General features: G+C 60.0%; 6 protein-coding genes. 4 read left to right on the top strand and 2 right to left on the bottom strand.

What is annotated here, in order from left to right:
- Positions 1-11 precede the first annotated feature (11 nt).
- The 3 genes from BUC36_RS04055 (at position 12) to BUC36_RS04065 (ending at position 7960) form a co-directional block, all read left to right on the top strand.
- The gene (locus BUC36_RS04055; RefSeq protein ID WP_073271779.1) at positions 12-3284 is read left to right on the top strand and encodes a carboxyl transferase domain-containing protein; all 3273 of its coding nucleotides are present in this window, start codon (positions 12-14) and stop codon (positions 3282-3284) included.
- Positions 3285-3330: 46 nt separating this feature from the next.
- Positions 3331-5049 carry a class I adenylate-forming enzyme family protein gene (locus BUC36_RS04060; RefSeq protein ID WP_073271782.1) on the top strand — a complete coding sequence of 573 codons (1719 nt, stop codon included), beginning with the start codon at positions 3331-3333 and terminating at the stop codon, positions 5047-5049.
- A 781-nt stretch (positions 5050-5830) separates the two neighbouring features.
- Positions 5831-7960: a type IV pilus assembly protein FimV gene (locus BUC36_RS04065; protein ID WP_143186874.1), complete on the top strand. Its 2130-nt coding sequence runs from the start codon at positions 5831-5833 to the stop codon at positions 7958-7960.
- A 148-nt stretch (positions 7961-8108) separates the two neighbouring features.
- Here BUC36_RS04065 and guaA read toward each other — a convergent pair whose 3' ends face one another.
- The gene (gene guaA, locus BUC36_RS04070) at positions 8109-9686 is read right to left on the bottom strand and encodes a glutamine-hydrolyzing GMP synthase (protein ID WP_073271788.1); all 1578 of its coding nucleotides are present in this window, start codon (positions 9684-9686) and stop codon (positions 8109-8111) included.
- A 143-nt stretch (positions 9687-9829) separates the two neighbouring features.
- On the bottom strand, positions 9830-11317 hold the full coding sequence (gene guaB, locus BUC36_RS04075) for an IMP dehydrogenase (protein WP_073271790.1): 1488 nt from the start codon (positions 11315-11317) through the stop codon (positions 9830-9832).
- A 181-nt stretch (positions 11318-11498) separates the two neighbouring features.
- On the opposite strand from guaB, the gene xseA reads away from it, so the two are divergent.
- The gene (gene xseA / locus BUC36_RS04080) at positions 11499-12851 is read left to right on the top strand and encodes an exodeoxyribonuclease VII large subunit (protein ID WP_073271793.1); all 1353 of its coding nucleotides are present in this window, start codon (positions 11499-11501) and stop codon (positions 12849-12851) included.
- Positions 12852-12954 lie beyond the last annotated feature (103 nt).

The following is a 12954-nucleotide window of genomic DNA, read 5'->3' on the forward strand; positions in this document are numbered from 1 at the left end:
GGGGTAAACTGATGGAAAGGATCTTAATTGCCAATCGGGGCGAAATCGCGATTCGCATTGTGCGGGCGGCGCGACAATTAGGTATAGCGACGGTTGCGGTGAGTGCGAAGGACGATGTGAATTCCCTGCACTTCCGCTATGCCGATCAATCGTGTGAATTGCCACGGGAGGGTGCCGCTGCCTACCTCGATCAGCAGGCGCTGATTGACGTTGCCCTAAAGACCGGGTGTACGGCTGTACACCCGGGTTATGGTTTTTTGAGTGAGAATGCTGACTTTGCCCGGCGTTGCGCCGCTGCAGGCATCCGCTTTATCGGACCGGCGCCGGAGATTCTCGACCTGTTTGGCAGCAAGGTAAAGGCATTGCAGCTGGCCAGCGAAGTCGGCGTCCCGGTTATGCCGGGCACATCAGAGCCCACCAGTCTTGAAGCAGCGCGAGCCTTTGCGGAGGAGCATGGTGCCGTCATGCTTAAAGCGCTGGCTGGTGGCGGTGGCCGGGGGATGCGCGTTGTTCTCGATCCGCGCGAGCTGGAAGAGGCCTACGAACGTTGCCGTTCCGAGGCATTGCAGGCATTTGGCAATGGCGACCTGTATGTTGAAAAACTGCTGGTGAAGGCTCGCCATATTGAAGTGCAGGTTGTCGGAGATGGTTCAGGCAAGGTTTGCCATCTTTGGGAGCGCGATTGTACGGTCCAACGCCGCCATCAGAAGTTGCTTGAGATAGCTCCCAGCCCGACCCTGGACAGCAGTCTGCGCGATCGGATTCTCGACGCTGCTCTCCGCCTGGCGTCACACGTCAATTACGACAATATCGGCACCTTTGAATTTCTCGTTTCGGACGACAGTTTCTGGTTCATGGAGGCGAACCCGCGCCTGCAGGTTGAGCATACCGTGACCGAAGAAGTTACCGGGGTAGATCTGGTTCAGACTCAGATCCGCATTGCATCGGGATTTTCCCTGGGGGACCTTGGATTACAGCAGCCTCCTGCGCTCAACGGCTTTGCCATACAGGCAAGAGTCAACCTCGAGGAGATAGCTGCCGATGGAACCACTATACCGAAGGCCGGATTACTCCGGGCGTTTGCACCACCGTCAGGCCCGGGAATCCGGGTGGACACCTATGGTTACAGCGGTTATCAAACCAGCCTCCGCTATGACTCCCTGATTGCCAAAGTAATTGCCCGGGGCACTGATTTTTTACAGGCCATCGGCAAGGTGGCAGGCGCCCTCGGCGAATTCCATATCGCGAATATTCCCACCAACATGCCCCTGCTTCGCGCGGTACTCGGGCATCCGGTGTTTATGAATGGTGACTACAGTACTTCTTTCATCTCTGACTACAGCAAAGAGTTACAGGAGTGCATTGGCAGCCAGACGAATATTACCCCCCCGGTGACTTTGCACAGCGATCAGGATTCCAGTGCACCTTCTGAGGTGGCGGCTGACCTGCCCGAAGACTACGATCCGGCGCATGCGATCTTCACGCCGATGGAAGGCTTCGTACTTTCCGTGGAAGTGGCAGTTGGCGATGAGGTGTGCCAGGGCGATGCCCTGATGGTGATCGAGGCCATGAAAATGGAACACCTGGTGCGGGCGGAGCACGATGGTGTTGTCACTGCAATCTGCGCCAATACCGGCGAGGCCATCAAGGATAAAAGCCTGCTGTTGGTGGTTGAGCCCAGTGATTCCATCGAACGCTCTGGTAGCCGCAGGCAAACTGCCGCAGACGAGGAACAGGACTGGAGCGCGGAAGTCGAGGAGATCAATCAGCGTCTGCGACTGGCCTATGAGATGGGCGGCCCGGACAAGGTTGCCAAGCAAAAAGCGAAAGGCAAACTGACAGCCCGCGAGCGTATTGTTGCCCTGGCGGATGAGGGCAGCTTCACCGAGATCGGTGCCCTGACCGGTTTCAGCGAGTATGACGAAAACGGCAAGCTGATTTCCCTGCAGCCGGCCAACTTTATCGCGGGACTGGCCAGTATCGCCGGGCAACGGGTCACCCTCGGTGTAGACGATTTCACCCTGAGAGCCGGTTCCGGTGATTCCGCTATCCATGAAAAGCAAATCTTCCTTGAGAACTATGCGCGCGAGATGCGCCTGCCGGTAGTGCGCCTGTTGGACGGTGCGTCTGGCGGCGGCAGTGTGAAGCTGGCGATGGAAAAAGGCTTTCACTATGTGCCCGTTAACCCGGGCTGGGATGCCGTGGTTGAAAACCTGTCCCTGGTCCCGGTGATATCTGCCTGCCTCGGCCCAACGGTTGGGCTAGGGGCGGCAAGATTGGTCATGTCCCACTTCGCCATCATGGTGCGCGGAACCAGCCAGGTATTCAGCGCCGGCCCCCCCATCGTCAAGGGCAGTACCGGTGAGGCTGTCAGCGCCGCTGAACTTGGCGGTGCCGATGTCCATGCGGACAACGGCATCGTGGAACGTATCGTTGATTCCGAGGCGGAAGCCTTCGAGGCCATTCGCACCTTCCTCTCCTATCTGCCGAGAAATGTCGATGAACTGCCGGCACGTACTGAGTGTACCGATCCGGTAGATCGTCGCGATGACAGGCTGTTGCAAGCCGTCCCCCACAACGAGAGAAAACCGTACGATGTGCAGGTGATCCTGCAGTCCATTTTCGATCAGGGTTCCCTGTTTACCTACGCCGAATACGGCGGCTCCACCATAACCGCGCTGGCACGTCTCGATGGCTACCCCGTGGGTGTTCTGGCGAGCAATCCTTTCAAGGGCGCGACCATGTCCGTCGAAGGCGCTCAGGCTCTCACCCGCTTTATCGACCTGTGCGAGACTTTCCATTTGCCTATCGTCAGCCTGACCGACCAGGGCGGGGTTTCTATCGGTTCCGCGGCAGAAAAGCTCGGCACCATTCGCCACGGTGTGCGCGCCATTTCCGCCGTCTACCAGGCCAGGGTTCCCCAGGCCGAGGTAATTTTGCGCAGGGTCTTTGGCGTTGGCGGAGCCGGCATGGTGAACCGCCACCGGGCCGCACCCTGCTGGTCGTGGCCATCCGGTACCTGGGGCTCACTGCCGTCCAAGGGCGGTATCGAGGCAGCATTCAACGCCCACCTGAACACCGTAGAAGATCGTGAAGCCGAACTGGAACGTCTCAATAGAGAGATGGAGAACATTGCGTCTCCCTTTAGAACGGCTGAGCACTTCGGTGTCCAGAACATGATCGATCCCCGTGATAGCCGGCCGCTCCTCTGCGAGTGGGTTAAGGATGCCTATTACCGGTTGCCGCAGATGCTGGGCAAACCTGCGTTCGGCACCCGCCCGTGATTGGGCAGGTCATGAAAACTCTGAATAAAAGCCAGGAGCACTAAAAATGAATGAACATCAATTGACTCAGATGCTTCGTGCTGATGAGGAAATTATCACCAAGAAACTGGATTTTTGGGCCAAGGAAGCCGGTGACAGAACCTTCTTTTATTACGGTGAAGACGATGTCGCTTTGACCTACGCGGAGTTTGCCAGGCGCACTGACGACATTGCCGGCAACCTGGCGGCGATGGGCATTGAGAAGGGTGACCACGTGAGTGTGTTTTCGACAAACTCACTGTTATGCACCCTGATGATGTTTGGTATCTGGAAGGCTGGCGCAGTGTACTGCCCGATCAATTTCTCGTTTTCCGGGCGCCTGCTGGCCTATCAGGTGAATGACACCGCGCCGAAGCTGGTTGTCACCGCGCCGGACCTACTCCCAAGGGTGAATGAGATCGCTGAGGAACTCGAAAGCTCACCAGCGGTGGCGGTTTATCAAGCACTCGAGGGCAGTCATGATTACGTTGCCGAGCTGCCGGCTGTTCATCCGTCTCTCAAGGCCGTTACCTGGTCAGAACTTACCAAGGCAGCGAGCCGGCCTGACATTACCGTAAGCTTCGACGACCCGGCCAATCTGGTCTACACCTCCGGCACGACCGGCCCCTCCAAAGGGGTGGTGCAACCCTACCGCTGGATGGCGGGGTACACCTATGGAATGCGGGTACTCATGACATCGGATGATGTCATCTACAATGACCTCCCGCTCTACCATGTGGGTGGCGCCATCGCAAATGTCTGTCGCGCAGCCTGGGCCGGCTGTGAGGTAGCCGTATGGAACCGCTTCAGTCCTAATGATTTCTGGAATCGCATTCATGGGAGAAAGGTGACATCGGCGATTCTTCTCGATGTCATGCTTCCCTGGCTGACGAAAGCCGAGCCGCGCGACGATGACCGTCAGAACACCCTGAACAAGGTCCACATGCAGCCACTGCCGCTGAACCATGCGGAATTTGCACAGCGTTTCGGCATCGATTTTGTACACGCGGGTTTTGGCCAGACCGAGACCGGCATGGGTGCGTTTGTCATACTGAAAGAACTGGAAGAAGGCCAGGGTACACCTGCCGATCAATACCAGGGGTTGAGCCACAGCGAGTTGGAAAAAGTCGCTGAAGAATCTGGCCTGCTCGTCATGGCCGGTGACAAGGCAATTAAAAAAGGCTTGATGGGATACCCTTCCCCATTCGTTGAGGTCTCTGTTCGCAATCAAGACGATGAGGAATGTCGGGCTGGTGAACCGGGACAACTGGCCTATCGTCCCAGACTACCGGGACTGCTGCTCCATTCGTATCTGGGTAAGCCGGAAAAAACGATAGAGGCGTTCAAAAACCTGTGGTTCCACACGGGAGATGCCGCCGTCCTGGATGAGGATGGAATGCTCTATTTCGTTGATCGACTGGGTGACCGGATTCGTGTTCGTGGTGAAAACCTCTCCTCTTTTCAGGTAGAGGACATGCTGCTGCAACTCTCAGGCGTGAAGATTTGCGCTGTCGTCGGCATTCCCAGCGACGAAGGTGATGAAGATGATATCGCGGCATACATAGTGCCGTCAGAGAATGAAGTTTTGACGGAAGATGCCATTCATTCGTACTCGAACGACAACCTGCCCAAGTTTATGCGCCCTCGATATATCCGGATCGTTGACGAGGTACCTCAAACACCAACCAACAAGATCGAGAAGTACAAACTGCGGAACATGATTTTGCAAGAGCTCGGCCGTGCGTAGTTAATAGTACTGTTACAAGTGAGCAAACTGGCCCCGGGAATACCGGAAAGAAATCCAGATATTCCCGGGGTTTTCTTCAATCCCTAACACTTATACTGCATTCCACGATTCTTTGAGTCACAGCCAATGCGATACGATTGCACTTGCTGAGTCACCACATCCCGGACAATAAACGGTTTGCACGGCTCAGAAGAAAACTGAGCCCTCCCTTTTCATTGACGCCTGAAATAGTTTGCTGACAGTAGGGCCCCTGCTGCCTCACCCTGCACGTGAAATTACCCGCCAGAGCCAGACATTGCCCGCTTGTTTACCAGCAACTTCCCTTTAACCCAGTCCTGCTCAGCCTGTCTGCAGCTGCCTCACCGGGCTGGTGCAGCGACCGCTTATCCGCGACATCTTCCGCAACTGTTAGATACCGGTCTGCGCTGCCGGGGCTACATGATATCTGCCAGGGCGGGCTGCGACTGCCGCGCCAGGCTTGGCTGCGAGCTGCAGATACTGCCGTACCTCACGGACGGCTTGAACAATGAGGAAATTGCCGCCGAGACCAGCGCCTGCACGCACAAAGTCAAATCCATCACAATAACAATTCCGCCAACTGGACGTTTCCAAGCGGCTGCGAGTCAGCAACTGGATCAAAAAAACCGGATTTTATTTTGGCAACTCCCGGGCGCACTGCGCGCCTATGTGCTATATACACGCCATATAAGAACAGGTTAACAGGGAAGGTTACCTGAAATCGCCAAATCGCCACGACTACTGGGCCACCGGAGCACGTGTAATGGATCTACACCAAACCCTAACAATAACCTCACGACCCACAACACTGCTAGCGTTCGCCCTGCAAGTCCCCCTGATGCTCGCCAGCGCGCCATCCCTGGCACTGGGCCTGGGCAATGCCTCACTCAAAACAGCCGTCGGCTATCCGCTCGCCGTTGAAATCCCCATACTGGACCGCAGCGCTTCACTGGATGCGAGTCAAGTCAGGGTCCGCCAGGTACTCGGTCGCGGTGCCGAGCAGATGGGCTACGACCTGGCCGCCGATGCCCAGCCCTTTTCGATCAGCGTGAGTGAAATGCCCGGCGGCCTTACCATACAGGTAAAGTCGTCCGCGCCGCTAAATGAGCCCTTTGTCAGCTTTGTGCTGGAGCTGAGCTGGCCCGGCGGCACCCTCTACCGCGACTACAATCTGCTGGTGGACCTGCCGCCGATCACACCCCCAACGGCGACGGCAGCTCCGACCCAACTTGCCAGTCCGGCCGCCCAAACCCCCGCCTCAATTGCGGCAGCCGTGCCGGTCAAATCCGCCAGCCCGGCCGCCCAAAGCCGCGCCCCGGCGGACCCCGCCTATACCGGCAACCAGTGGCGCGTGGAACCCGGCCAAAACCTCTGGCGTATTGCCCGCCGGGTACAGCCCGATAGCAGCATCCCGCTGGATGCAGTAATGGCGGCCATACACGCGCGCAACCCTCACGCCTTCCTCAACGGCGACATGAACCGCCTGCAGGCCGGAGCGTTGCTGGATCTGCCAAGCGCCGCTGATTACTCTGCGCCGCCAGCCACCGCGAGCCGCCCGGCCGCTGCCGCGCCAGCCCCGGTCGAACGCGAGCCATCCCCCGCGACAGCGGATACCCCCTCCCCTGCGGCCCTTGCCGAGGAAACACCCCAGGCCCGCCTGCGCCTATCAGGCAGGCCGACCGAGACCAGCGACAGCCGCGTCGTGCGCCCAGGCGAACAAATTGATGCCATCAAAGAGCAGCTCGACAAGGTCAACCGGGAGAACGAGCAGTTGCGCCAGCAAATCCAGCGCATCGAAGCCAGCGACTACATGGCCGTGATGCAGGAAATGCTGCAACTGCAGGAACAGCGCATCTTGGAGCTGAAAGCGCAAATGGACGCTAGCGCCGCCGCCAAGGTCGAAGCGGACAGCACCGGCACCTCTCCCGGCGGCATCATTGCCGCGGTGCCGCCGGCCGAGCCGGCCCCGGCCACCGCCCGCGACACCGGCCCCAGCTATGCCGCCCTGCTGCTCCTGATTCTGACCGGTATCGCCGGGGGCGTGGCTCTCAGCCAGCTGCTGGACTGGTGGCGGAGGCGCCGCACGGCTACAGAGTATTCGCCAGAGAGCGACGCCTTGAGTTTCGATCCGCTCACCGCCGACTGGGGCGGCGTAACCGGCCGGCCTGCCAGCGCGGCGCCCGCTCCCTGCGATCCGCAGCCCGCCACCGGTCCCGCCGTCTTTATCTTCCCACCGCCTGCCCCGGAGGCCGACGCGGCCAAGACGGAGGAAAGCGGGGTAGTGGCGGCAAGCGGTGAAGAGGAAGGCCAGGAAATTGACGGCAGCCCTGCAACCCCCGGCCCGGACAGCCTTTTCGAGGAGCTGCAGCTGGACGAGTCCTTCGATCAGGACTCCGCCGATCTGCCGGCGCAACGCAACCCAGCCAGCGATGACGATCTGGCGCTGGATTTTGCCGCATTTGACCCGCTGCCTCTGGAGGAATTAGACCCGACTGCCGCCGGACCGGCGCCGGACGCGGCGGAGAACGGCGATGCCGATGTCATAAGCGCCATCAGCGTAGAGCGCGGCATGGCGGCCGCAGGCGATAAAGAGGAACGCCGTGAAAGTGCCGACAGCGCAGCCAGCCCCAGCCCGGTCAGCCTCTTCGGGGAGATGCAGTTGGAGGAGCCCTTCGACCTGGACTTTGCCGATCTATCGGCGCAAAGCAGCACGCCCAACAATGACTATCTAGTGCTGGAGTTTGCCGCAATTGACCAGTTGCCCCTGGACGAAATAGATCCGCTCTCCGGCGCAGCGACGCCCGCCGCACCGGCGCCCGGCACGGCGGAGAGCGACGATGCCGGTGTCGACAATGCCGATGCCAAAAAAGCCATCAGTGAGGCCGTGGTCTGATTGGCCTGCGGCGAACGCGATACAGCACTCGCCATGCTGGAGAGGCAGCGCACCATCGCGCATCTTGTGCGTGAAATGAAGTCGTCCGCCTACGCAAGGAATTACCCGGCCGGGAAAGAGACAAGTCGTTTCCGGCCGGGACAGGGGGTTATTCCCACTCGATAGTGGCCGGCGGCTTACTGGAGACGTCGTAGACCACGCGGGAGATATGCTCTATCTCGTTGATGATGCGGTTGGAGACTTTCTCGATCAGCTCGTAGGGCAGGTGCGCCCAGCGCGCCGTCATAAAGTCCACGGTTTCCACGGCGCGCAACGCAACCACGTATTCGTAGCGACGGCCGTCGCCCACCACGCCCACTGACTTGACCGGCAGGAACACCACAAAGGCCTGGCTGGTCTTGTGATACCAGTCCGCCTTGTGCAGCTCCTCGATAAAGATGGCATCCGCCTCGCGCAAAATGTCGGCGTACTCCTTCTTCACCTCGCCGAGGATTCGCACCCCCAGACCCGGACCCGGGAAGGGATGGCGATAGACCATGTCGTACGGCAGACCCAGTTCCAGACCGATCTTGCGCACCTCGTCCTTGAACAGTTCGCGCAGCGGTTCAACCAACTCGAATTTCATATCTTCCGGCAAACCGCCCACATTGTGGTGCGACTTGATCACATGCGCCTTGCCGGTCTTGGCCGCGGCCGACTCGATCACATCCGGGTAGATGGTGCCCTGCGCCAGGAACTTGACGTCCTGCAGCTTTGCCGCCTCCTGGTCAAAGATCTCGATAAAGGTATTGCCGATGATCTTGCGCTTGGCCTCTGGTTCGTCCTCCGCGGCGAGGCGCGACAGGAACTGCTCCTCGGCATCGGCGCGGATCACGCGCACCCCCATGTTCTCGGCGAACATCTGCATCACCTGGTCGCCTTCGTTCTTGCGCAGCAACCCGTTGTCCACGAACACGCAGGTCAACTGGTCGCCGATTGCCTTGTGTAGCAGCGCCGCCACCACCGAGCTGTCGACACCGCCGGACAGGCCCAGCAGTACCTTGCCGCTTCCCACCTGCTCGCGCACCTTGGCGATGGAATCCTCGATGATATTGGCAGGCGTCCACAGCTTCTCGCAGCCGCACAGTTCAATGACGAAGTGCTCGTAAATGCGCATGCCCTGCAGCGTGTGTGTCACTTCCGGGTGGAACTGTACGCCGTAGAAATTCTTCTCGGCGCAGTACATGCCGGCGATCGGGCAGGAGTCGGTAGACGCCATCAGCTCGAAGCCCTCCGGCATCTTCACGACCTTGTCACCATGGCTCATCCACACGTCGAGCAGCGCATTGCCGCCGTCGTCCAGGTGATCCCTGATATCGTGCAGCAGCTTTGACTCGCCCTCGACTTTTACCTGGGCGTAGCCGAACTCACGGACATTGCTGCCCTGCACTGCGCCACCCAACTGGTGCGCCATGGTCTGCATGCCGTAGCAGATACCGAGCACCGGCACGCCCAGCTCGAAGACCACCTGAGGCGCCCGCGGTGAGCCCTCTTCCGGCACCGACTCGGGGCCACCGGCGAGAATGATCCCCTGCGGGTTGTACTCGCGGATCTCCTCCTCGCTCATGTCGAAGGCGCGGATCTCGGAGAAAACACCGAGTTCGCGCACGCGGCGGGCAATCAGCTGGGTGTACTGGGAGCCGAAGTCGAGAATCAGGATACGGCTGGCGTGGATATCTTGGGACATGGTGCACTCGATAACAGGATGAAAAACGGCAAACGGACCCCGAAGGTCCGTTTGCGGCTTACTACTTAATTATCGTCATTCCGGCACAGGCCGGAGGGACATCAAACAGGATCCCGGCGTCCGCCGGGATGAAACACTAAATGTTAACGGCCACCGACCGGGTAGTTCGGCGCCTCTTTGGTGATCTGCACGTCGTGTACATGGGACTCACCCATGCCGGCTGCCGTCACACGCACGAACTCGGGGCGAGTGCGCATGGCTTCCATATCCACACTGCCGGTATAGCCCATGGCCGAGCGCAAACCGCCCATCATCTGATGCACGATCACGGACAGCGGCCCCTTGTAAGGTACGCGACCCTCGATACCCTCAGGCACCAGTTTCTCGGCACCCTTGCTGGCGTCCTGGAAATAGCGGTCGGAAGAGCCTTGAGTGCGCGCCATGGCGCCCAGCGATCCCATGCCGCGATAGGATTTGTAAGTCCGGCCCTGGTAGAGCTCCACCTCACCCGGCGCCTCTTCGGTGCCGGCAAACATGGAGCCCATCATCACAGAGTGGGCACCGGCCACTATGGCCTTGGAGATATCGCCGGAGTAGCGGATACCACCGTCGGCGATCAGCGGTACACCGGTGCCGTCCAGCGCCTTGGCCACTTCGGCGATAGCGGAGATTTGCGGCACGCCAATACCACTGACGATACGGGTGGTACAGATAGAGCCGGGGCCAATGCCCACCTTGACCGCATCCGCACCAGCTTCAACCAGTGCCCGCGCCGCCTCACCGGTAGCGATATTGCCGCCGATCACGTCCACCTGCGGATGGAGTTCCTTAATACGACGCACCCGCTCGATCACATTGCGAGAGTGACCGTGAGCGGTATCCACCACCAGTACATCCACACCAGCTTCCACCAGCGCCGCAACGCGGTCGTCGGTGTCCGGGCTGGTGCCGACGGAAGCGCCTACGCGCAGGCGGCCATCGGCGTCTTTACAGGAGTTGGGATATTGTTCGGCCTTATTGAAGTCCTTAACGGTAATCAGACCGCGCAGCTCAAAGTCGTTGTTGACTACCAGCACCTTCTCGATGCGGTGTTTGTGCAACAGCTCTTGGACCTGCTCAGGTGCGGCGCCTTCAGGGGCGGTTACCAGACGCTCCTGCGGCGTCATGATGCTGGCAACCGTCGCGTCCAGATTGGTCTGGAAGCGCACGTCGCGACTGGTCACGATACCCACCAGGTTACCCTTGTCCATCACCGGCACGCCGGAGATGTTGTGGTGGGTAGTCAGGGCGATCAGTTCGCGCACGGTGGCATCGGACTCTATGGTGATGGGGTCCTTGACCACGCCGGCCTCGAACTTCTTCACCGCGCGCACCGCCAGCGCCTGGTCCTCGATACTCATGCTTTTATGAATAATGCCGATACCGCCTTCCTGGGCCAGGGCAATGGCCAGGCGCGACTCGGTAACCGTGTCCATGGCGGCGGACACAATTGGGATATTCAGGGTAATGTTACGGGATAGTTTGGTCTTCAGACTTACGTCTTTAGCGGTCACCTCGGAATAGCCGGGCACCAGCAGGACGTCGTCAAAAGTGAGAGCTTCGCGCGCAATGCGCAGACCGGAATCAGACATGGACACTCAAACCTCGAAAGAGCGGGATTGGGTATCGGCGCGATTATAGCCGCAACTTCGCCGACAGCAAAAGGGTATTTTCGGAAAGGGTGCAAGAAATGCCCCTTTTCCAGTAAATCTCTTTACGTCCCACGACGATACTGCAATATTGGCCCGCCAATTCCACCTTTGCGAGATTGAAATGCTATCCAGCCCGCCGAAACCCGGTTCCAACCGCAGCGTCCTGTCGGTCAGCGATCTGAACCGGGAAGTCAAGCACCTGCTGGAGAACAGCGTGCCGCTGTTGTGGGTAGGGGGGGAGATTTCCAACTTCGCTGCGCCCAGCTCCGGGCACTGGTACTTCACCCTCAAAGATGCGCGCGCGCAGGTGCGCTGCGCCATGTTCCGCGGCCGCAACCGGGCGGTCAGTTTCCGCCCGGAGAACGGCCGCGAGGTATTGATCAGAGCCAGAGTCAGCCTTTACGAGGGCCGCGGTGAATTCCAGCTGATCGTGGAACATATGGAAGAGGCTGGTTTCGGCGCCCTGATGCGCCAGCTGGAACAGCTCAAGGCCAGGCTGCAGGCCGAGGGGCTGTTTGATCCGGCGCGGAAGAAACCATTGCCCTTCCTGCCGACCAACATCGGCATAGTCACCTCCCCTACCGGCGCCGCCGTCCGCGACATGATCCAGGTACTGGGGCGACGCTATCCCGCCGCCCGTATCGAGCTGTGGCCGGTACAGGTGCAGGGTCAGGGGGCGGCGCAACAGATTGCCGAGGCCATCACCAAGGCCGGCCGCCACGGACGCCACGACCTGCTGATCGTGGGGCGCGGCGGCGGCTCCCTGGAGGACCTCTGGCCTTTTAATGAAGAGGTGGTGGCCCGTGCCCTGGCCGCCTGCCCTATTCCAACCATCTCCGCCGTGGGGCATGAAACCGACACCACGATAGCCGACTTGGCTGCCGACCTGCGGGCCCCGACCCCTTCCGCGGCGGCGGAAATCGCCAGTGCCAATGCCGCCGAATTGCTGCAGACGCTGGCTACCTACCGGCACCGACTGATCCGCGCGGCACGGCTGCAGCTGCGGCACCTGCGCCAGCAGGTGCAGCTCACCGGCAATCGGCTGCGCCACCCGAAAGAGCAGCTGCTGAATCGCGCACAGAAACTGGACCACCTGGAAATGCGGCTGCTCGGCGCCGGCCGACAGCAGACTCAGTCGCGCCGCAGCCAATTGCTGGCCGCCCTGCGCGCCTTCGCCCACTGCCACCCGGAACGCCGCCTGCAGGAAAGCCGTAAGCGCCTGCAACTCGATCGGCAAAACCTGGTCCGCGCAATCCAGTTGTTGCTGCACAAACGCGCGGACCAGCTCAACCACCGAGCCCAGCTTCTGCACAACGTCAGCCCTCTCGCGGTACTGCAGCGGGGCTACGCCATAGTACGGGACGGACAGGGCCAGGTTGTGAAAAGCACCGGTGAGCTGCAAGTCGACCAGTCGGTTGACGTGCGCCTCGCCGATGGTGAGTTCTCCGCGCGCATCGCGAACATCAAGTCCTGACCCGGTGGCGCGAGAAAACTGAGCTGACGCAGCGCCACACTATAATTCCGGCGTAGATGGCTGACGGAGCGGTCTATGCAGAAATGTCATAGAACTGTTCACA

The sequence above is a fragment of the Microbulbifer donghaiensis genome (assembly GCF_900129095.1).
GTDB lineage: Bacteria > Pseudomonadota > Gammaproteobacteria > Pseudomonadales > Cellvibrionaceae > Microbulbifer > Microbulbifer donghaiensis.

Excerpts from the sequence above, each read along its gene's own strand:
- BUC36_RS04055 (WP_073271779.1), top strand. The coding sequence starts at position 12 with ATGGAAAGGATCTTAATTGCCAATCGGGGCGAAATCGCGATTCGCATT.
- guaB (WP_073271790.1), bottom strand. The coding sequence starts at position 11,317 with ATGTCTGATTCCGGTCTGCGCATTGCGCGCGAAGCTCTCACTTTTGAC.
- BUC36_RS04065 (WP_143186874.1), top strand. The coding sequence starts at position 5,831 with ATGGATCTACACCAAACCCTAACAATAACCTCACGACCCACAACACTG.
- guaA (WP_073271788.1), bottom strand. The coding sequence starts at position 9,686 with ATGTCCCAAGATATCCACGCCAGCCGTATCCTGATTCTCGACTTCGGC.
- BUC36_RS04060 (WP_073271782.1), top strand. The coding sequence starts at position 3,331 with ATGAATGAACATCAATTGACTCAGATGCTTCGTGCTGATGAGGAAATT.
- xseA (WP_073271793.1), top strand. The coding sequence starts at position 11,499 with ATGCTATCCAGCCCGCCGAAACCCGGTTCCAACCGCAGCGTCCTGTCG.